Genomic DNA, 21,990 nt, shown 5'->3' on the forward strand with positions numbered 1-21,990 from the left:
TATTAAAACTTAGATTGCCAATAATTTAATAAACCATGAATTTTACCTAGTCCAATTTGAGGTTTGAAAAATATTAAAACAAGAGCATAAAACACGAGCCTAATTAATCTAATATTAAAAATCAACTTATTTGTATACCTTTCCAAAGTTAATAAATAACTATAAGTGCTATGTCTAATTTTTCTAAAAACATACCTATTAGTAATTGAAGAGGGTTCATGCAATACACCAAATTGCTTAGTAACTGCGATTAAATGTCCTTGCTGGACATATCGTTGACAAAAATCAAAATCTTCATAGTAAAGAAAATAGGCAGGATCAAATAAAGGACACTCACAAAATTTTTGCAGATTAATTATCATGCTACAACCGGAAACCCAATCACAGGGTATATACTCTGCATTTATATTTGTGATTAAATCTTGAGTTAATATGGTTCCTGTTTGAGAAATAAATTTACCACCCGCAAACCAAACTTCATTCGTAAGGGTATAAATAATAGTGCCGAGAATGGAAATTTCGGGATGAGAATCGAAAAATGGATAAACTTTGTCTAACGCATTTTTTAATAAATAAGCATCTGGATTTACTATCCAAACAATTGCCCGTGGTTCTTGAGCAAAAATAAATTTTAAACCAAGATTGCAAGCACTACCAAAACCTAAATTATCAGTTGCGTTGAAAACAAGTGCTGAGTCAGATTTTAGATGATAGATAGAATCATCATCAGGAGAATTATTGATGATAACGATTTTGTATTCTATATTTGTGTTGGTTGATAAAGAACTGACTAATTTAGCAACTAGATTTGTGGAATAGTAATTGACTGTTAACAAATAAATCACGTTAGCTCGATTTGACAATCATCACCAATCATAAACCGCAAGGCTTTAGGACGACGAGGTGCAATTGTTAATTGCGCCCTTTGTCCAATTACGCTATCAATAATGCGTTGATGAATTCCGACAATTTTAGCACCTTCTAAAACCACACTATGCTCAATGTCGGTATCGATAAGTTTACTATTATCAGCAATGCTAGTATATGGGCCGATAAAGCAGTTTTCTAAATAACAATTTTTACCGATTACTGCTGGGCCACGAACTGTGCTATTAATTACTTTAGATCCAGCACCAATTTGAACGCGCCCGATCGCTTGACTTTGGCTATCGATTTCCCCAAAAATTTCTGTAGTTAAGTAGGTATCAAGAATCAAACGATTTGCCTCTAACAGATCATCTTTTTTCCCGGTATCTAACCACCATCCATCTAGTTGGCAGGCTGCGACTTGTTTTTGGTTGTCTATCAGGCATTGAATAGCATCAGTAATTTCTAGTTCGCCTCTGGCAGAAGGTTGGATACAGGCGATCGCATCATGAATGATATGCGAAAAGAAATAAACCCCTACCAACGCCAAGTTAGAGGGGGGAATTTTAGGTTTTTCAATTAGCTGTAAAACTCGCCCTGTTTCATCTACTTTAGCAACACCAAAAGCACTAGGATTACTAACTTCACGTAAGAGAATCAAGGCATCCTGTTGTTGAGTAGTAAATTGTTTGAGAAAATAACTGAGATCGCCTTGTTGAATCAAGTTATCACCCAAGTACATCACAAAAGGCGAATCTCCTAAAAAAGGAAGAGCGACTTTGACAGCGTGGGCAAGCCCGGCTGGTTGATCTTGCAAAATATAAGTGATTTTTGCTCCGAAGCGATCGCCATTTCCAGTTTTGGCTTGTACTTCTGCACCTGTTTCCGGACTAATAATGATACCAATATCAGTAATTCCTGCGCTTACCATCTCTTCAATGCCATACCACAAAATAGGCTTGTTGGCAACAGGTACAAGTTGTTTTGCCCCGGTATAGGTAAGGGGGCGAAGACGAGTGCCTTTACCGCCAGAAAGAATAAGTGCTTTCATAGGTATTAGTGATTAAGTACTTGGGACTGGGTACTGGGATTTTGCTCGTAAGGACTAGGTACTAAAAATTCTCCAACGTGTAACTCTCTAATATATTCTTGTCCGTATTCATCACTACCTTGTTTTTGAGAACGAATAAAACGACAATAACCGTTGAGAGCCTTTTCAATTTGTGTTTTTAACTGGCTTACCCAAGTTAATTGTTCTGCTGTACAATATCCGACACTTTCAGCTATGGCGAAAGCACTGGTTGTTTCAGCTAGAGAACCACGAGCAATGTACATAAAACGCAACCTATCTAGATAGTGGTAGTGTCCATAGCCTTCAGCTATGTTTAATACAAGACTACAGGCAGATCTTCGTAATTGGTTGCTGAGATTATATCTTTCATAGTCCGGCAAACTATCCGCAAGTCGGTAAGCTGCTTTGAGCAACTTTAAACTGTCTTGGTAGAAATCTAAAGATTCAAAACCTCTCCCTTCCATAGAATTCCTAGTCCCTAGTCACTAGTCCCCAGTCCCCAATCTTTTAGCATCTTTCTAAGTCTTTGTCGCCAATGTGGCGCATGAGTTCCTAAAATTGCAGCTATTTTAGTACAAGCAAGAACGGAATAGGCAGGGCGACAAGCCGGAGTGGGATATTCCAAAGTTGTGATCGGAATAATACGCTGAACTTTCAAGGGAAAACCAAGTTGTTGAGCTTCTTCAAAAATGGCAACAGCAAAGTCGTACCAACTAGCAACACCACTATTTGTATAGTGATAGACGCCGACAATTTCTGAATTCAACTTGGGAATTAACTGGGTTATAGTTTCTGCAATATCTCTTGCCCAAGTGGGGCTGCCAATTTGATCGGCAACAACGCGAATTTCTTCCCTTTGTGCTCCTAACCGCAACATGGTTTTGACAAAATTGCTTTTGCCAAAAGACCCGTAAACCCAAGCTGTGCGCAGGATGAGATAATGACTATTAGCCTGGACAATAGCTTGTTCTCCCGCCAGTTTGGTTTTTCCGTACACACTTAAAGGATTAGTTGCATCAGTTTCTTGATAAGGACGGCAATTATTGCCATCAAAAACATAATCGGTAGATATATGAATAAGGAAAGCCCCTTGTTTTTGGGCTTCTTCTGCAAGAATCCCCGATGCTGTCGCATTAATAACTTGAGCTAGTGCAGGTTCGCTTTCGGCTTGATCAACAGCTGTATAAGCGGCAGCATTGATGATAATTTGGGGTTGTTTTTCTCTAATTACCTGACGCAGTGTATCGGGCTGACTGAAGTCTATCGCAGGTCGTGCGATCGCTAATATATTTCCATATGGTTCGAGAGTTTGTTGTAGTTCTTTACCTACTTGACCGTTGCTGCCGATAAGCAGGATCAATTTACTCATACTGTTAACTTTAAAATTTAGCAGTGGCGAACTTAAGAATAATTGCAAAAAATAACTATATACTATACAAAATCTAAGTAAATACCTCAGCTTCTTTGAAAGACTTACCTGCTTTATCTTTTGCAGATAAGATTGGTTCTGCGCTAAGATGCCAGTCTATGGCTAAGTGGGGATCATCCCAAAGAATGCACCTTTCATAGTGGGGAGCGTAGTAGTCTGTGGTTTTGTAAAGGACTTCGGCAACTTCTGAAAGGACAACAAAGCCGTGGGCAAAGCCTGGTGGTACCCAAAGTTGGCGTTTGTTCTGGGCGTTAAGTTCGCAACCCACCCATTGACCAAAGGTAGGAGAGCTTTTCCTAATATCTACCGCTACGTCAAATATACTACCAATAATGACTCTAACTAATTTGCCTTGTGCTTGTTCAATTTGGTAGTGTAATCCTCGCAAAACATTTTGTTGAGAGCGGGAATGATTGTCTTGAACAAAGTTAACTATATGACCAGTTACATCACTAAACTTTTGACGATTATAACTTTCAAAGAAAAAACCCCGCTCATCTTGAAAGATTTTAGATTCAATAATGAGTACGTCGGGAATTTTTGTAGAGATAACATTCATACCACTGGTAAATGCCTAACTGGTTTGTATATCAATATATTGCTGGTCATTAATAAACTAAATATAGGCTAAATATAAGATTTCTATTTATTTTTTGAAAATTACCGTATGTGTCTAGTTCCAAAGAATACTGTATTTCCGGAAAACCACATAAAATAAGCAATCTAAATAAGCAATCTAAATTTTTAAGTATTTACTCTTGCGAAATCAGAAACAAATTTACAAATATTACACCATAATAATCATGACAATGGCTTGGTATTGGCGATCGCTACCACTTAAACATCGTACTGGTTCTGATATTTTCGCCTCTCTATTTTGTAATATTGATACATCTAAAATAGCAACTTTACTAGAAAGTCCTTACCTTACACCCACAGATAATCCCCATATAGGGAGATATTCAATATGTGCAGGTAATCCCAGATGTGTGAAAGGACACCTCCAAATGTGGACACCACCACTAGGTGAAATTTTACCCTTCTTAAATCAATTGCTGGAAAAAAGGGGACAGGGAACAGGAAGATTATTTTTCCCCCCCTCTCCCACTCCCCCACTCCCCCCCTCCTCTCCTCTTCCCTTCACTGGTGGTTGGCTGGGTTGGCTAGGCTATGACGTTGCTTGGGAAATAGAACAGCTACCTTACACCAAATCTGATTTCTTGCCATTTCCAGTCGCTTTTTGGTATGAGCCGGAGCATTTTGCCGTTTTAGATCACTGGGATCAAGTTTTATGGCTAGCTGCCAGTGATGAAGCTGGGCTGGATGAGTTGGAGATGAGGTTGGAGAAAGGGATAGGGGATAGGGGACAGGGAATAGGGGACAGGAAACAGGGGGATGTGATTAATAATTTCTTCCCATCTTTTTCAAGTTTCCAAACTTCTCAAGCGGAATACAAAGCAGCAGTTAACTGTGCGAAAAAATACATTCAAGCTGGCGATATCTTTCAGGCTAATCTTTCGCTCAGGTTTGAAGCACAAACAAATGCTTCCGGATGGGAAATTTATCGCGCGCTACAGCAGATTAATCCTTCTCCTTTTGCTTGTTATTTCAAGACGCCTTGGGGAGATATAATTAGCTGTTCACCTGAGAGATTGGTACAATCGGAAAAATATAGAGATAAAAGATTTAGCGTCTCTACAAGGCCGATCGCTGGGACGCGATCGCGCGGGATAACACCAGAAGAAGATCAACTACTCGCAGCAGAATTACTTAGCAATACCAAAGAACGTGCCGAACACATCATGCTCGTAGACTTAGAGCGTAATGATCTAGGAAGGGTATGTGAATGGGGAAGTGTAAGCGTTGATGAATTGCTGACAATTGAGCGATATAGCCACGTTATGCATCTTGTCAGTAACATCAAAGGTACTTTAAAAAGTGACCTCAATGCTGTTGATTTAATTCGCGCGATGTTTCCTGGCGGCACAATTACAGGTTGCCCAAAAGTCCGGTGCATGGAAATTATTGAAGAATTAGAACCAGTGCGCCGTAGCTTGTTCTACGGTTCCTGTGGTTATTTAGATTGGCAAGGTAACTTAGACTTGAATATCTTGATCCGGACTTTGCTACTTGCTCCTACTTCTACTTTCAACACTGTATGGGGGCAAGTGGGAGCGGGAATTGTCGCAGACAGCGATCCCACCAGAGAATGGCATGAATCTCTGCACAAAGCCCAAGCACAACTCAAGGCTCTAGCAAAGGTTTTAAGTAGATAAACAGAATTAAACGCGGTAAATATAATAAATCGTTTCCCTTCTGCCCACCGAACTTCAGATTGCCGTGCGACGGTGAATCAGTCCCTACGGCGCGGGTTTCCCGCGCCCTGGGAACTGTGCACTCTGAGTTCTCTGTGCCGTCAGCATAGCTGCCTTTTACAAACTAACTCTTGACTGTTGACTGTTAGCTGTTAACTATTGAGTATGAATAAGTATAGACAACAGGAGTGATGGAAAAATCTGAATGGGTAAGTTGTTTGTCAATTTGTGCAACAAAACGGCGGCAATTATGGCAGCATTGGTAGAGGGAAGACAAAGAAAAGATGAGAGTGAAGCAGAGCAAGAGTTGACAAATTCTACTTCCGTATCTCTACCTCCCTAGTTTTCCCGTTGTTACTTGCCCCATCATCACAGTTTAAATTTAGCTGTGTCGGCAATTATGCCTGAGCTACTGCCATCTTCAAAACCTAATTGCCAACTGCATCAACATTTTCACCAATGCTATTTTGGCAGAAGTTGGCTTTTATGCATTTTGAGCAAATATTCTAGCTCAATCAAATTTATTAGCCTCACCAATTTTGGCATTCAACTGCGAAAACATATATCTATTATTACCTTCAAGTATTAAATGAATCCAGAAAGCTCAGAAACTTACATAAATCATCCAACTTGGGGTTTACTCTATAGAATCTGTATGGTGGATGATCGACAGGAATTATTCACTACACTGTATGCTCAACGCCTATTTTTTTTGGTAGCAAATGATGCTAAAGGGTTAAAGTTTCAGCCCATAGGACGTACTGAGGCAAGGATGTTGTTGGAAAACCGCTTACGGAATTTACGCCGCACCGGACAAAGCCACGAGTACGATCAGCTTCAGAGTATTTTTCAACGCACCTTCCAATGAGTAGTTCGATTAGCGAACGTATTGCTAATGTTAAAGCACACTTACCACCATCAGTTCGATTAATTGCAGTTACTAAGCAAGTACCAACTGATGCAATTCGTGCTGCCTATGCAGGAGGAATTCGAGATTTTGGTGAAAATCGCATTCAAGAAGCGATCGCCAAACAAGCTGAGTTACAAGACTTGTCTGATGTTACTTGGCACTTTATCGGGCATTTACAAAGCAACAAAGCCAAAAAAGCCTTAGAAAATTTTAGCTGGCTTCACTCAGTGGACAACTTGAAGTTGGCGGGGCGCTTAAACGAACTAGCACAACAGCTAGGTGTGTCTCCTCATGTGTGCTTGCAAGTAAAAATTCTTCCCGATCCCAACAAATCGGGTTGGAGCGTACCTGAACTTTTTGCTGACTTACTAACGCTAAATCAATACAAAAATTTACAGATCCAAGGGTTAATGACGATTCCGCCATTAGGGTTGAAGGATGTGGAGATTTTAGATGTATTTAACCGCACCCACGAATTAGCACAAGAAATTAACGAACAGAAATGTTCTCACATTCACATCGATCAACTTTCTATGGGAATGTCAGGTGACTACCAGCTAGCAGTACAAGCAGGCGCAACAATGGTACGTTTGGGAACGATCTTGTTTGGAGAACGCCCTACGTAAGTAGATGGACATTAAATATACTCCCATAAAAATCTAGTCAATGACAAGCGATCGCTTGTCATTTCATATTAAAAAAAATTGCTCTTGTTGAAACCTATCTCCAGAAAAGGCTTCTAGCCCGACTTGAGCATAGGTCATTTAATTGGGTATTTGAATCTACCATCTATGTCTTAACGAATAACTACTGTTAAATAGCATGAAAAATAGAGTCAGAATTTTCATTATTTCGTTATGGGCAAATACCTAGACAAGTGCAAATTTTTATATTTTATTTACGTAAAAATATGCAAGTTTATCGGGAATTGAAGGTCTTTACTAATTGAAGCAAAAAAATCTAAAACATACTGGTTGATCCGTAAACAAATGATTATAGTATTGACAAAAGTAAACACTAAAAAAATTTAGGGGTGCCAGCAACTTTGCATACAAAAATAGTTAGGCTATAATCTGGACTCAATTGTTGCGTGCAGGCTATGTGCAGACGTTATAGGGGGCATCTGTATCATGAGCAATAGCCGTAAAATATGCTACAGACAACCATAAAATTGCTTGACTATCCGCCCTGTTTATGGGCTTAAGGTGGTTGCATCAATTGTTGCCATATCAAAAAAGGTGATTTGCACCAGGAGCGTAAACAAAATGAACAATATCTTTTCCAAATTAAGAGACTTCGTAGGTTTAAACGAACCAGTAGAATATGAGTATTATGAAGAAGAACCTGATGCAGAAACTTATCAAAATCTGTATCAAGAACAAAATCCGCAACAAGTACCCCCAGAAGCTACCACTCCAAATCGTCGTTGGCGCGAACCTATGGCTACTATGAATCCTGATGTAGCAACAGCTTCTTCAAAAACAATCAGCAATGTTATTGGTATGCCAGGCGCTCTTAACGGTATTTCAGAAGTATTAGTACTAGAACCACGTACATTTGAAGAAATGCCTCAAGCAATTCAAGCTTTACGAGAGCGCAAATCAGTTGTCTTAAATTTGACAATCATGGATCCAGATCAAGCGCAACGGGCAGTCGATTTTGTCGCAGGTGGTACCTACGCTCTCGACGGACACCAAGAGCGCATCGGTGAAAGTATATTTTTATTCACGCCTAGTTGCGTACAAGTCAGCACCCAGTCAGGTGTTCTACACGAAGTGCCTCAACCTCCACTACGTACTCCGCGTCCAGCCAGTGGAAGTGGCAGTGGCAATGCTGCTTGGGGAAATGAACCTAATCGCATGGCACAATAAATTAAAATTTAGTCATTAGTCATTAGTCATTAGTCCAAACCTAATGATCAATGACCAATGACCAATGATGAATTTACTAATGACTACTAAGTTTGGCTTAATTGGTGGCGGGGTAATGGGAGAAGCGCTCTTATCCCGCCTTATTGATCGAGGAATTTATCAAGCATCAGAGGTTATAGTCAGCGAACCACAGCCCGCGCGAGCGAACTTTTTAGCCCAGCAGTACAATGTGGCGGTAACAGCTGATAACTGCCAAGCTTTTATGCAAGCAACGGAAGTTGTTTGTTTGGCAGTCAAGCCTCAAGTATTCAGCGCGATCGCCCAAGAATTAGCAGACGTGATCGACAAAAGACATAAGCCCTTAGTAGTTTCCATTTTGGCGGGTGTACCTTTAAGTCATCTCGAAGCAGCTTTTCCTCAAATGCCAGTGATTCGAGCCATGCCTAATACCCCAGCAACGGTAGGGGCGGGCATGACTGCTATTACACCAGGTGCTTATACCCATGCCAATCATTTACAAACAGCATGGCAATTGTTTTCAGCAGTAGGCGAAGTTGTAGAAGTTCCCGAAACACTGATGGATGCAGTGACAGGATTATCGGGAAGTGGCCCCGCCTATGTAGCACTAATGGTAGAAGCTCTTGCTGATGGTGGAGTTGCAGCAGGTTTGCCCAGAGCGATCGCCAATCAACTTGCTCTACAAACCGTACTCGGCACAGCCCAGTTACTACATGAAACCAAACTCCATCCCGCAGAACTTAAAGATCGCGTTACCAGCCCTGGTGGTACAACAATTGCCGGCATTGCTCAATTAGAAAAAGCAGCATTCCGTTCAGCTTTAATTGAAGCAGTCAAAGCTGCCACAATGCGATCGCACGAATTGGGGAAGTAGAGGAGACGAGGACGCGGGGACAAGGAGACACGGTGACGCAAAGACACGGGCATAGGGCAAGGGGCAAAGGGCATAGAAAAAATTCAATTCCCAATTCCCAATTCCCAATCCCCAATCACCAGTACCCAGTCCCTTTTAATAGTGACTATTTCTCATTTCATGGTAAAATCAAATATTTACTAATACTTTCTGGCTTGATATGTAGAAGGTGATAGTGGATGAATCCCGATCGGGGATTGAAATAATATATAGTAAACAGTCTGGTTGCAATTGTGATTGAGTGAATTATTCTGCGCTGTCTCCAGAAGTTGATCCCAGTTCTATATTTCCTTTTGAACTGGATAAATTCCAACAAGATGCGATCGCTTCCCTGAATGCTGGACGCTCTGTAGTGGTTTGTGCGCCTACAGGTTCGGGCAAAACTTTAGTGGGAGAATACGCCATCTATCGCGCCCTTGCGCGAGGAAAACGAGTTTTTTACACTACTCCTCTCAAAGCCCTTTCCAATCAAAAATTACGCGACTTTCGCGAACAATTTGGGTTTGATGCAGTCGGATTGTTAACAGGAGATGCCTCCATTAACCGAGATGCGCCGATTTTGGTGATGACTACGGAAATTTTCCGGAATATGCTCTACGGCACCCCCATCGGGCAAGTTGGGATCTCCTTGGTAGATGTGGAGGCAGTGGTGCTAGATGAGTGCCACTACATGAATGATCGCCAACGAGGAACGGTTTGGGAAGAATCTATTATTTATTGTCCTCGCGAAGTACAACTGGTAGCCTTATCAGCCACAGTTGCCAACAGTGAGCAACTTACCGATTGGCTCAATCAAGTTCACGGCCCTACCGATCTCATTTACTCAGATTTTCGCCCTGTTCCGCTAGAGTTTCATTTTGGTAATCTCAAAGGACTATTTCCGCTTTTAAATCACGAAAAAACCCAAATTAACCCCCGCCTCCTCAAGAGGGGAAAAAAGAAAGAGTTTGAAAAAGGTAAAGGTAATCGGAGACCAGAAGCACCTAGTATAAATTTCATCCTCAGTCATCTCCAAGAACGGGATATGCTTCCGGCAATTTACTTTATTTTTAGTCGCCGGGGATGCGATAAAGCGGTGGCGGAAGTGGGTGAAATGTGGTTGGTGAATGAGCATGAAGCCCAGCAGTTGCGGCGGCAAATTGATGAATTTTTAACCCGCAACCCAGAAGCAGGACGCTCAGGACACATCGCTCCCTTGTACAGAGGGATTGCAGCACACCATGCCGGAATTTTGCCTGCCTGGAAAGTGTTGGTAGAAGAACTATTTCAACAGGGACTAATTAAAGTAGTATTTGCTACTGAGACACTGGCGGCAGGAATTAATATGCCTGCTCGTACGACAGTGATTTCTAGCATCTCCAAGCGCACTGACACCGGACACCGGATGTTGACCGCTTCCGAGTTCTTGCAAATGGCAGGAAGAGCCGGGCGTCGGGGTATGGATACAGTGGGTCATGTGGTGACATTGCAAACACCCTTTGAAGGAGCAGAACACGCAGCAGCTTTGGCGCTCAAGAAACCAGATCCTTTGGTGAGCCACTTTACACCAAGTTATGGTATGGTGCTGAATTTATTGCAAATTCATACACTTGATGAAGCCAGAGAACTAGTAGAGCGCAGTTTTGGACAGTATTTAGCCAATTTGCACTTAAAACCAAAACTACAATACATAGAGGAACGAAAAGCAGAATTTAGCCAAATTCAGGAGCAAATCGCTGCCATTGAAGAAAGTGAAATTACTAGCTATGAGAAATTGCGACAACGCCTGAAGGTCGAACAAAAATTACTAAAAACATTGCAAGAACAAGCTCAACAAGGCCGACAAGAAGAATTGGCAATGATGTTGAGTTTTGCCGTTTCGGGAACATTGCTGAGTCTCAAAGGTAAAAATATTACAGTATCTAAGCCTGTAACCGCAGTTATAGTCGGAAAAACCCAAGGTTCCGGTCAATTTCCCTACTTAGTATGTTTGGGAACAGATAATCGTTGGTATGTAGCGACAACGGCAGATGTAGTAGATTTGTATGGACAATTGCCGCGAATTGATGTACCTGCTAACTTGCTACCACCTGCCGAAATGCCCTTGAAACCGGGACAATCGCGTCGCGGTAACGAAGAAACGGCAGCGATCGCTAAACAAATTCCCGAACCAGGCGAGTCTTTACATATGCCTGCGGAAGTAGCAGAACAACTTCATCGCGTTGTCGCTTTGCAAGAACAATTAGAGGCTCATCCTCTACACCAAGCGGGTAATGCTGCTACAGTATTCAAACGCAAAGCACGGGCTGTTGAACTAGTATCTGAAATCGAAGAGTTGCAAGCGCAAGTAGAGCAACAATCTCAACGTCATTGGGAAGAATTTCTCAGTTTAATTGAAATTTTGCAGTACTTTGAAGGTCTTGACAATCTTGTGCCAACACAATTAGGGCAAGTTGCAGCTGCAATTCGGGGTGAAAATGAATTGTGGCTGGGTTTAGCATTGGCAAGCGGGGAATTTGACAATCTCGATCCGCATCACTTAGCAGCATCTGTTGCGGCTTTAGTCATAGAAACCCCACGTCCAGACAGCAAAGTACGTTTCGATGTCAGTAATGAAGTAGCAGAAGCCTTAGCAAAATTGCGAGGAATTCGCCGCAAAATGTTTCAACTGCAACGTCGATATGATGTGGCTTTACCTATTTGGTTGGAATTTGAACTAATTGCTCTAGTAGAAAAATGGGCGTTAGGAATGGATTGGAACGAACTCTGTGAAAATACTAGTTTGGATGATGGCGATGTAGTGCGAATTTTACGTCGAACTTTAGATTTACTATCGCAAATTCCCCACGTACCTTACTTGTCAGAAGCTTTGCAGCGCAACGCTTACCGTGCTACACAGTTAATTGACAGGTTCCCAGTCAATGAAGTAGTTGAATAGTTTTCTTTGACAACTCTCTGCCGTAGAACGGCAGAGATTCTTCCTTTATCCAGCATTGCCTCTAAAAGCAGTGCCTTTAGATGGTCTTACAGGTTGTCCAAAAGCAGTAGCGAGATGCCCTCTCGCCAAAAGTCGTAAACCTTCATCTTTGATGTTGATAACGGCATTTGATGTCTTAATTAAATTCTAAATAACAACAACAGCGAAAATCTGGCAACACATTCAAACCTTGAAACCTACACCAGATCTGACTTTCTTAATTACATAGACACGATGCAGCGCAGCTTCCCGTAAAGTATTACGAATTACGAATTGATATGAGTAGATTATTCATTTTGGTATATGACTAATACCTCATCATACCATGTTTTGACACCAAAATAATATTGCGGATACATCTCCTGGATAAAGTTGAGCTAATCAAGTCACAATTTAATTAATTACCACAATAAAAAATGACTGAAAAACAAGCATTATTGCTATTAAACAAGATTGACTAACAATTTCTACAACTGTATATTACGACAAAGGTGGATGTATGACTTTCAATACCGCAACTCACGTAATTCACAACCGAAATGCACGCGGTCGTACTCAAATAGGTTGGCTCGATAGTTACCACACTTTTTCCTTCGGTGGTTTTTACGATCCAAGCCGGATGGGATTTCGTTCCTTGCGTGTAATAAATGATGACCGTGTTGCTCCTGGCGCTGGTTTTGCAACTCACGGACATAAAGACATGGAAATTTTTACCTACGTGCTTGAAGGCGCTCTAGAGCATAAAGACAGCTTGGGTAACGGTTCGGTAATTCGTCCAGGAGAAGCACAAATCATGAGTGCTGGTACTGGTATTTTACACAGCGAATTTAATCATTCTCAAATCGAACCCGTCCATTTTCTACAAGTTTGGATTCTTCCTAACGAACAAAGACTGCAACCAAGGTACGATCAAAAAGCTTTTCCAATCGAAGAAAGGCGTGGTAATTTACGCTTAATTGCTTCCAAAGATGGACGCGATGGTGCAGTGAAAGTTTTCCAGGATGTTGATTTGTACACATCTGTTTTGGAAGCTGGTGATGTTGTTAATTATCATCTTTTGAGCGATCGCTACGGTTGGCTGCAAATTGCTCAAGGCGAAGTCAAGCTTAATGGTGAAGAACTCAAAGCCGGAGATGGAGTGCAAATGAATGGAGAAGAGCAACTTGAAATTAGCGCAGATGTGGGTGCAGAACTCTTGCTGTTCGATTTGGGTTAATCTCTCGTTAATGGTGGATTAGCTTGAGGTAGAGACGAATCTACCCGTAAGGAGAAGTGATAGTAGCTCCAAAACTATTAATCTATCGATTATTCGAGGTGGACGTAATACAGTCCGAACAAGCCCGCACCCTTAAGGGTGTCGGCTTCCTTTTAATCTCAAATTCAAGAAACTAAATTTCAGAGGAATTTTATACTTATGTCTCAAGCAAGTGTGAAAGAATTTTTAGCAACCGCTAAACAAGACGACGCCATCAGGCAACAACTCAAATCCGCAATGACTGTTCATGGCTGCATTAAAGTTGCTCAAGACAGTGGTTATGACTTCACAGCCGAAGAATTACAATCTCAACTCAATGAAATGTCCGAAGAAGAAGTGGCAGAAATTGTCAATCCCGGTGTCGCTCCTCGTCGGCATATTCAACCCCAATAATCCTTTTTTGTAAGTAAAGGCTAATTAACGTCTTTTTTACTCTGCGTAGATTCTTAACCTACTGCAAATGTCAAACCAAAGTAGAGACGCGAAATTACCCTCCAGTAATGCTAGGAGTGTACGCGTCTTTGCTTTTTCACCAGATGTTTAAAGGATGCCATCAACCAAATCGTCAGAGTGTCACAATGGAGCAAGAGAGTAGTTGATTAGCATGCCGCCTGTAATTACATACACCCAACAGCCTTGGAAAGAAACCTACAGTGAAATTATTGACGTTCGCTCCTCCAGTGAATTTGCGGAAGACCATATTCCTGGTGCAATAAATTTACCAGTTCTAAATGATGCCGAACGCGCCCAAGTAGGAACAATATACAAACAAGTTAACCCCTTTGAAGCCAGAAAAATCGGCGCGGCTTTGGTAGCAAAAAATATCTCTCTCCATCTCAACGAACACTTCGCTGACAAACCAAAGAACTATCATCCCCTTGTATATTGTTGGCGGGGCGGACAGCGTTCTTTGAGTATGGCTTCGGTACTAAATCAAATTGGCTGGCGAGTCACTCTACTCGAAGGTGGCTATAGAACTTATCGCGCTTATGTACGCCAACAAATCGAACAATTGCCAGAAACATTTACCTATCAAGTATTGTGCGGTTTAACTGGTAGTGGCAAGACTCATGTATTACACCAAATGCGCGATCGCGGCGCTCAAATTTTAGATTTAGAAGCTTTGGCTAACCATCGCGGTTCTCTGTTGGGTGAAGAGTGGCAAGGCAAACTTACACCTCAACCATCACAAAAATATTTTGAAACACTGCTACTGCAACAACTACAAAGCTTTAATCTTCATCAGCCAGTGTGGGTAGAATCAGAAAGCTTCAAAATTGGTAAACTCTATTTGCCGCAGTCTTTATGGAAGAAAATGAAACAGAGTAGCTGTGTAGAAATTTACCTTCCTATCACTGCAAGAGTTCAATTTCTCTTACAGGAATATCAGCATTTAGAAAAGTATCCTGAAGTTTTAAAAGCAAAGCTAGAAAAACTAAAACCTTGCTGTGGCTGGAAGAAATTAAATGAATGGTATCAGTTCATTGATAATGGCAATCTGAGAGAATTTGTACGAGATATTCTAGAGTGCCATTACGATCCAACCTACACTAAGTCGATCCAACGTGACTTTAGCAAAGTTAAACGAGTGCTATCTATACCAGATTTATCTGATAGTAGTATCAATAATTTATTGGATTTTTTATTGTCAAGTAATATCTCTGGACTAACACTAGTTTCGTCACAATAAAATTCCCTCCTCAAAAAGGAGGGTTAGAGATGATTTATAAAGTTAAAGCAACGTGTAACGCATTGCATGATTGTGTGCGTTACGGCTAATTCTTACTTTCTCAAATGCTCATATCCTTACATAACCGTAACACCATCCTACTATCAGCGCTTGCTAACTCTAACAAATAAAAGTAATTAGTGTCTCCTATGCTTCTAGTGTTGCTGTAAGGAGGTAATCGCTTCAAGTTTAAATATAAAGATCTATAAAGCGCGATCACTTCCTACAAATTGCGCCAACCACGACTTACAATCTGCGTTTTCGTAAAAAGCTTTTCGTTATAGATCCCCGAATTTTTTAAAAAATTCGGGGATCTGAACACCTGCGAGTTGTCAAAATCAATATGGTGGAGTAGCAGGTATTCTAGTCGAACTAATCCAAGGGGTGTAATTTGAAAATTAATCAACGCCACAGTTGGACTTTAACAGTAGAGGAAGCGATCGCTATCCAAGAGCAACTACAAGCAGAAGTCATTACCGTAGATCAATTCAAAGAACCCGTGCAGTACGTGGCTGGGGTAGATATGGGTTTTGAAGCCGATGGTACAATTAGCCGTGCCGCCGTTGCAGTACTGAGTTTTCCTGAGTTGCAACTACAGGAAACAAGCATAGCACGCCGCCCGACGTCGTTTCCTTACATTCCCGGTTTCCTCTCATTTCGCGAAATGCCCGCAGTTCTTGATGCTTTAGAAAAGATAAAATTAACACCAGATATAATTTTGTGTGATGGTCAGGGAATAGCTCATCCACGCAGATTTGGAATAGCATGCCATCTTGGAGTTATCGTAGATATACCGACTATTGGAGTAGCTAAATCATTGCTAGTCGGTAAGCACCAAGACTTGTCAGATACACGAGGAAGCTGGCAACCATTAATATATAAAGGTGAAGCTGTTGGAGCAGCACTAAGAACACGCCCAAGTGTCAAGCCTGTGTATATTTCTAGTGGTCATCGCATCAGTTTGCCTACAGCTATTGATTACGTCTTGCGCTGCACAACCAAATATCGATTGCCAGAAACTACACGCATTGCTGATAAATTGGCGTCTAATAAGTAGAGACGCGATAGATCGCGTCTTTTGCAAACAAAACTAGTTGCAGTCATTCTTTAATGGCGCACTACTACCCCGTTTTACTAAAATAGGCGACAAAACGCGGTTTTCTACACTTTTTTCTTCTAATAAATCTAGTAACATTTGCATAGCAAGGCGACCAATTTCTAACATTGGCTGACTGACTGTTGTCAAGGGTGGCGTAACATAACCAGACAGAGCAATACCATCAAATCCAACTAAACTTAAATCTTGTGGTACCGAAATACTTAATTCTTGGCAAGCTAAAAGAGCGCCAACTGCAACCATATCGTTATAACAAAATATGGCAGTTACGCCAGCAGTAACTAATTTAGACAACATCTGTTGACCAGTTGCAACATCACTGCTTCTTTTATTATCTTCATCATTAATTGCAACCCAATCTGTCTTTTGTGGTAAACCTGCTTCACTCAGAGCCATTCGATATCCTTCTAGACGCTGCTGATTTGATCTACTGTGATCGCCTACACCCAGATAACCAATAGAGGTGTGCTTAAGACTGATAAGATGCTCTACAGCCAATCGAGCACCTAAGCAGTCGTCTATTGACACTGAGTGAATCATTTCGGGTTGATCTTTAGTTTGGCTATTCATAAAAACTGTTGGTACAGCAATTTGTGCTATTTGCTTCGTATGGTGTTTACTAATTCGCGAATCGGCTACTAAGATACCGTCCACTCTACGACGTTCAAAACTATTAATAGCTGCTATTTCTTGCTCTAAATCTCGATGTGAAGCACTTAACAAAACACTTAAACCTGCTGTTCTAGCTATCTGTTCTATTCCTTCTACTACCTCAGCAAAAAAGGGATCTGCTATTGAAGTTACTACTACCCCAATAGTATTAGTACGTTGATTTTGTAAACTTTGAGCAATACCATTTGGCACATAGCTCATATCCCGTGCCAGTTGCTTAATTTCCTCTCGCACCTTCAGGCTAATTAGAGGACTATCTCGTAAAGCACGTGAAACCGTGGTATGAGAAACTCCTGCTCTTCGAGCAATATCTTCTATAGAAGTTTTTCGTTTCCTCATTGATATTTTTACATTATTTTACAATATTTATGCACACGTGTGCATAATAATATCAATTATCAGGAAAATTTGGTTAATTGTCAAACCACTATTTTTGTTACAGATATTTTTGTAATTGGCAAAAATATTTAAAAAATTATTAAAATCTAACCTGAAAACTAAATTGCATCAGATATCAATTTAATAGCTGATCGAATTGATCGCATAATTTCGGTCGTAGAGAAAATTAGATTAAGGCATTCAATTCAATTTTGAGGTGATTATTTAGTATGGAAAACTAAGTACTGCCAATTGAGGTAAAATTCTGATTCAAAGTAAAGCATTTGCTCTGTCTATATGAATATTTAGATATTTTAAGTAGAACTGTATATACCTCGCAAATAAACTTAATACACGTTTAATGCACACGTGTGCAAAAATAAAAATAATTTCAGATATATCTATGACATATGTGTGCAAATGAAAGTACAAAACCACAATTTAATAACTCAATATCCAAAAGTAACAGGATATGTCTCCAACCTAAATAATTGCATCAACAACACTCCAAATCTTCACTTACATTCACAAGAAGAATGAGATGAATAATTCTCAGATGATTTTATTTTCGGTGGCTTTGACTTGAAGCAGCAATTCAACATAAATCGAAAATTTCATTCTGACAATATTAAATTAATCAACCTTAATGCTGTTGACAATAAAACAAAAATAATTTAAGGAATAGCTGAATGTGAAAAAGATTGCGATTGTAGCTAGCGTATTAAGTATCGTCGGTGGTACTCTGGTAAGCTGCACAAATACCTCTCCAAATGACAGTACTACTAATAGCGTTAATACTTACACTGCTACTAACACAGCTACACAGGAGCGAGAGGTAAAATTGCGATCGGTTGGTGTCACCGTTGGCGATTTAGGTAACCCCTTCTTCGTTTTGATGGGGCAAGGAGCCGAGAAAGAAGCAAAGAAAATCGGGGGTAGTGATGTCAGAGTTACTGTGGTTTCTAGTGGCTATGACCTGAACCAGCAATTCAACCAAATCGAAAATTTTGTTGCTGCTAATACTGACGTCATTATTCTTAATGCTGCTGACAGTAGAGGAATTCAGCCAGCAGTTGAGAAAGCAAGACGTGCAGGTACGGTAGTGATTGCGGTAGATACAGCCGTTGATGCAGAGGTAGATGCTACAGTTACCACCAATAATCTGCAAGCCGGAGAGGTTGCTTGCCAATATATTGCTGATCGCCTCAAGGGCAAAGGTAGTGTAGTAATTGTGAACGGGCCGCCTGTAAACTCAGTCATCCAGCGAGTTGATGGTTGCCAAAAAGTATTATCCAAGTATCCCGATATCAAAATACTCTCTAAAGACCAGAACGCAGAAGGTAGTCGGGATGGAGGACTCAGAGTCATGAGCGATCTACTGACAACCTTTCCCAAAATTGATGCAGTCTTTGCCATCAACGATCCAAGCGGTGTGGGAGTAGATCTTGCCGCCAGCCAAGCAAAACGCAAGGAATTTTTCATTGTTGGGGTCGATGGGGCGCCAGAAGCAATTGAGGCGATCGCATCCCAAGATAGTCTCTATGCTGCAACAGCTACTCAAAATCCTAGAGGCATGACTCAAACAGCAGTTCAGGTTGGCAACGATATCCTGCATGGCAAAAAACCTAAGTCACCCACCATTCTGATTCCAGTCAAGCTGATTACGCGAGATAACGTCAGTACCTTTCAAGGCTGGTAAGTAATAGGGGCTAGGGACTAGGAGGGTAAGGAAGACGCGGGGACGCAAAGAAAGAGGGTGGGGGACAAGGAGATAAGAGAGGTGAGGAAGTAATAAGAGTAAATTCTTCCCCATCTTCCCTATCTCCCCAATCTCTCCTCTAGCCTCTATTTCCCCCTGTCCCTAATCCTCAGTACCCAATCACCAATTCCGAATTGTTTTTGCAAAAGCCACTTATGACAACAGATAATGAAACCTTCTTGGCGAATGCATCAATCGCCACCCCTGTATTAGAGATGCGAGGGATTACAAAAAGATTTCATGGTGTGCCTGCTCTTCAAAATGTCAATCTCACAATTTATCCGGGAGAGGTTCACGCCCTCATGGGCGAAAACGGGGCAGGCAAAAGTACATTGATGAAGATTCTGGCTGGGGCTTACATTGCCGATGAAGGTGAGATTCGCATCAACGGTCAACCCGTGAAAATTACCGATCCGGGTACAGCACGCAGGGCGGGTATTAATCTCATTTATCAAGAACTGAACGTCGCGCCCAATTTAACCGTTGCTGAAAATATTTTTATGGGTAGCGAGTTACGGCGGGGTCAGTTTTTAGACCGCAAAGGAATGGAGCATGAAGCACAGCAAGTGCTGGCAAGCTTAGGAGCCAGTTTTTCCGCCCATGACATTGTTGGTAACTTGTCGATCGCCGAACAGCAGCAAGTAGAAATTGCGCGGGCGCTGAAGGACAAAAGCCGCGTTTTAGTGATGGATGAGCCAACAGCAGCACTGTCTGACCGTGAAACTGAGCGTTTGTTTCAAGTAATTCACAAACTGCGTAATGACGGCATTGCCATCATCTATATCAGTCACCGCATGGAAGAAATATATGCTCTGGCTGACAGAATTAGCGTGCTGCGGGATGGTCAATACATTGGCAGTCTCACCCGTGATGAAATTTCTCCCCATCGATTAGTGCGAATGATGGTTGGTCGCTCGATGCAGGACTTTTATGAACATCAACGGCAAACGCATCTCGGCCCGGTAGTGCTGGAAGTCAGAAATATCAGTGACGAACGCAAAGTTCAGCCTACTAGTTTTCAGCTTCATGCTGGAGAAATTCTCGGACTGGCAGGGCTAGTTGGTGCAGGACGCACAGAGGTATCTCGACTGATTTTTGGTGCCGATCCTAAGATAAGCGGTGAGGTATTCCTGAATGGTAAAAAACTGGAGATTAATTCGCCTAGTGATGCCATTGCTGCCGGTATTGGCTACGTTCCAGAAGACCGCAAAGATCAGGGTTTATTCTTGGAGATGAGTTCTCGTAAGAATATTGCCCTCAACAGACTCAAGCAGGAGGCAAAGGCTGGCATTGTTAATTGGGGTTCCGTTAATCGGACGGCAACGGAAGCAGTCGAAAACTTTAATATCAGGCTTGCGAATTTGGAAATTAGAGCAGTGGATCTTTCTGGTGGCAATCAGCAGAAGCTACTGCTAGCACGTTGGCTAGCCATTAAGCCAAGAGTATTGATGTTAGATGAGCCGACACGCGGTGTAGATATCGGTGCCAAAAGCGAAATTTACCGAATCATGAGTGATTTAGCAGCACAAGGTGTGGCTATTCTCATGGTTTCCAGCGAACTACCGGAAGTTGTAGGGATGAGCGATCGCGTCTTGGTGATGCGAGAAGGGCAACTGGTGGGCGAACTTGACGGCAGCCCTGACAAAGAAATTACCCAAGAAAACATCATGCACTATGCCACAGGAGCATCGGAGGTACTAGCATCATGAGTCAAACCTTAAGACCTGTCAACAATAGACCAGGAGAGCATCCCAAGTCACGTCAGCGTCAATCAATTAACAATTTACTTCAGATTGCAGGAATTCTGCCAATCCTGGTGCTAATTTGCATCATGTTTGCGTTACTTAGCCCCAACTTCCTGACACCAGGTAATGCCATCAATATATTGCGGCAGGCATCAATTAATATTGTGCTAGCAACAGGGATGACATTTGTAATTCTGACCGGAGGTATAGACCTTTCAGTGGGGTCGATATTAGCTGTTTCTGCCGTAGTTGCAGTGCTGGTGTCGCTTCTGCCTGGTTTAGGTTGGGCGGCTGTACTTGCTGGGTTGCTAACAGGATTAGCTTTGGGGTTAGTTAACGGCGCTCTTATCACCTTTTTAGATGTACCGCCTTTTATTGTCACATTGGGTTCATTGACTGCCTTAAGGGGTGTTGCCTTTTTAGTTGCCAATGGTACAACGGTCATCAACCGTAACTTGAACTTTGCTTGGATAGGCAATAGTTATTTAGGCCCTTTGCCGTGGTTAGTAATCATTGCACTTCTGACTGTTGCAGCGAGTTGGTTTGTCCTCCGGCAGACAGTCTTGGGAGTACAAATCTACGCTGTTGGTGGTAACGAGCGGGCAGCACGACTGACTGGCATCAAAGTTGATCGCGTGTTGCTATTTGTCTATGGCGTCAGTGGCTTGCTGGCAGGTTTGGCAGGAATTATGAGTGCCAGCCGTCTTTATAGTGCCACTGGAATGTTAGGTCAAGGCTATGAATTGGATGCGATCGCTGCTGTAATTCTGGGTGGAACCAGCTTCACAGGTGGGATTGGTACTATCGGGGGAACCCTTCTGGGTGCATTAATCATTGCTGTTCTCAACAATGGTTTAACCCTCTTGAATATGTCTTACTTCTGGCAACTAGTCGTCAAAGGACTAGTAATTATTGTGGCGGTAATGATTGATCGGCTCCGCAGACGTACCAGACGTTGAAAAATCATTTTGTAGTAAGCACGCT

At 41.7% G+C, this 21,990-nt stretch carries 20 protein-coding genes; 14 read left to right on the forward strand and 6 right to left on the reverse strand.

Annotation, left to right across the window (positions count from 1 at the left end; translation table 11 throughout):
* Window positions 1-2 precede the first annotated feature (2 nt).
* From QUB80_RS15750 to rfbC, 5 genes are all read right to left on the reverse strand, one after another.
* Window positions 3-845, reverse strand: coding sequence for a glycosyltransferase (locus QUB80_RS15750; protein ID WP_289790457.1), 843 nt, complete (start codon window positions 843-845; stop codon window positions 3-5).
* Complete coding sequence (locus tag QUB80_RS15755) at window positions 842-1,918, reverse strand: glucose-1-phosphate thymidylyltransferase (RefSeq protein ID WP_289790458.1); 1,077 nt, start codon at window positions 1,916-1,918, stop codon at window positions 842-844. The genes QUB80_RS15750 and QUB80_RS15755 overlap by 4 nt, the downstream gene beginning before the upstream one ends.
* Window positions 1,919-1,923: 5 nt before the next feature.
* Window positions 1,924-2,403, reverse strand: a complete 480-nt coding sequence (locus tag QUB80_RS15760; protein WP_289790459.1) for a four helix bundle protein — start codon at window positions 2,401-2,403, stop codon at window positions 1,924-1,926.
* Window positions 2,404-2,417: 14 nt separating this feature from the next.
* Entirely contained in the window at window positions 2,418-3,308 is an 891-nt protein-coding gene (rfbD, locus tag QUB80_RS15765) for a dTDP-4-dehydrorhamnose reductase (protein ID WP_289790460.1), read from the reverse strand.
* Between the two features lie 73 nt (window positions 3,309-3,381).
* Entirely contained in the window at window positions 3,382-3,927 is a 546-nt protein-coding gene (gene rfbC, locus QUB80_RS15770; RefSeq protein ID WP_289790461.1) for a dTDP-4-dehydrorhamnose 3,5-epimerase, read from the reverse strand.
* 244 nt (window positions 3,928-4,171) lie between these two features.
* Here rfbC and QUB80_RS15775 point away from each other — a divergent pair, with 244 nt between their 5' ends.
* From QUB80_RS15775 to nfi, 11 genes are all read left to right on the forward strand, one after another.
* Window positions 4,172-5,644 carry an anthranilate synthase component I gene (locus QUB80_RS15775; RefSeq protein ID WP_289790462.1) on the forward strand — a complete coding sequence of 491 codons (1,473 nt, stop codon included), beginning with the start codon at window positions 4,172-4,174 and terminating at the stop codon, window positions 5,642-5,644.
* 244 nt (window positions 5,645-5,888) lie between these two features.
* Window positions 5,889-6,026 (forward strand): hypothetical protein, encoded by a 138-nt coding sequence (locus QUB80_RS15780; protein WP_289790463.1) that lies wholly within the window; start codon window positions 5,889-5,891, stop codon window positions 6,024-6,026.
* A 246-nt stretch (window positions 6,027-6,272) separates the two neighbouring features.
* Entirely contained in the window at window positions 6,273-6,551 is a 279-nt protein-coding gene (gene pipX, locus QUB80_RS15785; RefSeq protein ID WP_289790464.1) for a transcriptional coactivator PipX, read from the forward strand.
* Window positions 6,548-7,219 carry a YggS family pyridoxal phosphate-dependent enzyme gene (locus tag QUB80_RS15790; RefSeq protein WP_289790465.1) on the forward strand — a complete coding sequence of 224 codons (672 nt, stop codon included), beginning with the start codon at window positions 6,548-6,550 and terminating at the stop codon, window positions 7,217-7,219. The genes pipX and QUB80_RS15790 overlap by 4 nt, the downstream gene beginning before the upstream one ends.
* Before the next feature lie 639 nt (window positions 7,220-7,858).
* A complete protein-coding gene (locus tag QUB80_RS15795) occupies window positions 7,859-8,464 on the forward strand; it encodes a cell division protein SepF (protein WP_289790466.1) in 606 nt (201 codons plus the stop codon).
* 79 nt (window positions 8,465-8,543) lie between these two features.
* Complete coding sequence (gene proC / locus QUB80_RS15800) at window positions 8,544-9,356, forward strand: pyrroline-5-carboxylate reductase (protein ID WP_289790661.1); 813 nt, start codon at window positions 8,544-8,546, stop codon at window positions 9,354-9,356.
* 280 nt (window positions 9,357-9,636) lie between these two features.
* Complete coding sequence (locus tag QUB80_RS15805; protein ID WP_289790467.1) at window positions 9,637-12,312, forward strand: DEAD/DEAH box helicase; 2,676 nt, start codon at window positions 9,637-9,639, stop codon at window positions 12,310-12,312.
* Window positions 12,313-12,850: 538 nt separating this feature from the next.
* Entirely contained in the window at window positions 12,851-13,567 is a 717-nt protein-coding gene (locus tag QUB80_RS15810; protein ID WP_289790468.1) for a pirin family protein, read from the forward strand.
* Window positions 13,568-13,765: 198 nt separating this feature from the next.
* Window positions 13,766-13,999 carry a Nif11-like leader peptide family natural product precursor gene (locus tag QUB80_RS15815; protein WP_289790469.1) on the forward strand — a complete coding sequence of 78 codons (234 nt, stop codon included), beginning with the start codon at window positions 13,766-13,768 and terminating at the stop codon, window positions 13,997-13,999.
* Between the two features lie 211 nt (window positions 14,000-14,210).
* The gene (mnmH, locus tag QUB80_RS15820; RefSeq protein ID WP_289790470.1) at window positions 14,211-15,296 is read left to right on the forward strand and encodes a tRNA 2-selenouridine(34) synthase MnmH; all 1,086 of its coding nucleotides are present in this window, start codon (window positions 14,211-14,213) and stop codon (window positions 15,294-15,296) included.
* Between the two features lie 430 nt (window positions 15,297-15,726).
* Window positions 15,727-16,392 (forward strand): deoxyribonuclease V, encoded by a 666-nt coding sequence (gene nfi / locus QUB80_RS15825; protein ID WP_289790471.1) that lies wholly within the window; start codon window positions 15,727-15,729, stop codon window positions 16,390-16,392.
* Window positions 16,393-16,425: 33 nt separating this feature from the next.
* On the opposite strand, the gene QUB80_RS15830 is transcribed toward nfi, so the two are convergent.
* Window positions 16,426-17,463 carry a LacI family DNA-binding transcriptional regulator gene (locus QUB80_RS15830; protein WP_289790472.1) on the reverse strand — a complete coding sequence of 346 codons (1,038 nt, stop codon included), beginning with the start codon at window positions 17,461-17,463 and terminating at the stop codon, window positions 16,426-16,428.
* 724 nt (window positions 17,464-18,187) lie between these two features.
* Between QUB80_RS15830 and QUB80_RS15835 the strand changes: the two genes are divergently transcribed.
* From QUB80_RS15835 to QUB80_RS15845, 3 genes are all read left to right on the forward strand, one after another.
* Window positions 18,188-19,201, forward strand: coding sequence for an ABC transporter substrate-binding protein (locus QUB80_RS15835; protein WP_289790662.1), 1,014 nt, complete (start codon window positions 18,188-18,190; stop codon window positions 19,199-19,201).
* Between the two features lie 215 nt (window positions 19,202-19,416).
* The gene (locus QUB80_RS15840; RefSeq protein ID WP_289790473.1) at window positions 19,417-20,970 is read left to right on the forward strand and encodes a sugar ABC transporter ATP-binding protein; all 1,554 of its coding nucleotides are present in this window, start codon (window positions 19,417-19,419) and stop codon (window positions 20,968-20,970) included.
* The gene (locus QUB80_RS15845; protein WP_289790474.1) at window positions 20,967-21,965 is read left to right on the forward strand and encodes an ABC transporter permease subunit; all 999 of its coding nucleotides are present in this window, start codon (window positions 20,967-20,969) and stop codon (window positions 21,963-21,965) included. Before QUB80_RS15840 ends, QUB80_RS15845 begins: the two co-directional genes overlap by 4 nt.
* Window positions 21,966-21,990: the final 25 nt, after the last annotated feature.

Source organism: Chlorogloeopsis sp. ULAP01, from assembly GCF_030381805.1.
Lineage (GTDB): Bacteria > Cyanobacteriota > Cyanobacteriia > Cyanobacteriales > Nostocaceae > Chlorogloeopsis.

What these genes read in the sequence shown, in the direction of transcription:
- QUB80_RS15755 (WP_289790458.1), bottom strand. Translation starts at nt 1,918, where the DNA reads ATGAAAGCACTTATTCTTTCTGGCGGTAAAGGCACTCGTCTTCGCCCC.
- QUB80_RS15760 (WP_289790459.1), bottom strand. Translation starts at nt 2,403, where the DNA reads ATGGAAGGGAGAGGTTTTGAATCTTTAGATTTCTACCAAGACAGTTTA.
- rfbD (WP_289790460.1), bottom strand. Translation starts at nt 3,308, where the DNA reads ATGAGTAAATTGATCCTGCTTATCGGCAGCAACGGTCAAGTAGGTAAA.
- rfbC (WP_289790461.1), bottom strand. Translation starts at nt 3,927, where the DNA reads ATGAATGTTATCTCTACAAAAATTCCCGACGTACTCATTATTGAATCT.
- QUB80_RS15775 (WP_289790462.1), top strand. Translation starts at nt 4,172, where the DNA reads ATGACAATGGCTTGGTATTGGCGATCGCTACCACTTAAACATCGTACT.
- QUB80_RS15780 (WP_289790463.1), top strand. Translation starts at nt 5,889, where the DNA reads ATGGGTAAGTTGTTTGTCAATTTGTGCAACAAAACGGCGGCAATTATG.
- pipX (WP_289790464.1), top strand. Translation starts at nt 6,273, where the DNA reads ATGAATCCAGAAAGCTCAGAAACTTACATAAATCATCCAACTTGGGGT.
- QUB80_RS15790 (WP_289790465.1), top strand. Translation starts at nt 6,548, where the DNA reads ATGAGTAGTTCGATTAGCGAACGTATTGCTAATGTTAAAGCACACTTA.
- QUB80_RS15795 (WP_289790466.1), top strand. Translation starts at nt 7,859, where the DNA reads ATGAACAATATCTTTTCCAAATTAAGAGACTTCGTAGGTTTAAACGAA.
- proC (WP_289790661.1), top strand. Translation starts at nt 8,544, where the DNA reads ATGACTACTAAGTTTGGCTTAATTGGTGGCGGGGTAATGGGAGAAGCG.
- QUB80_RS15810 (WP_289790468.1), top strand. Translation starts at nt 12,851, where the DNA reads ATGACTTTCAATACCGCAACTCACGTAATTCACAACCGAAATGCACGC.
- QUB80_RS15815 (WP_289790469.1), top strand. Translation starts at nt 13,766, where the DNA reads ATGTCTCAAGCAAGTGTGAAAGAATTTTTAGCAACCGCTAAACAAGAC.
- mnmH (WP_289790470.1), top strand. Translation starts at nt 14,211, where the DNA reads ATGCCGCCTGTAATTACATACACCCAACAGCCTTGGAAAGAAACCTAC.
- QUB80_RS15830 (WP_289790472.1), bottom strand. Translation starts at nt 17,463, where the DNA reads ATGAGGAAACGAAAAACTTCTATAGAAGATATTGCTCGAAGAGCAGGA.
- QUB80_RS15840 (WP_289790473.1), top strand. Translation starts at nt 19,417, where the DNA reads ATGACAACAGATAATGAAACCTTCTTGGCGAATGCATCAATCGCCACC.
- QUB80_RS15845 (WP_289790474.1), top strand. Translation starts at nt 20,967, where the DNA reads ATGAGTCAAACCTTAAGACCTGTCAACAATAGACCAGGAGAGCATCCC.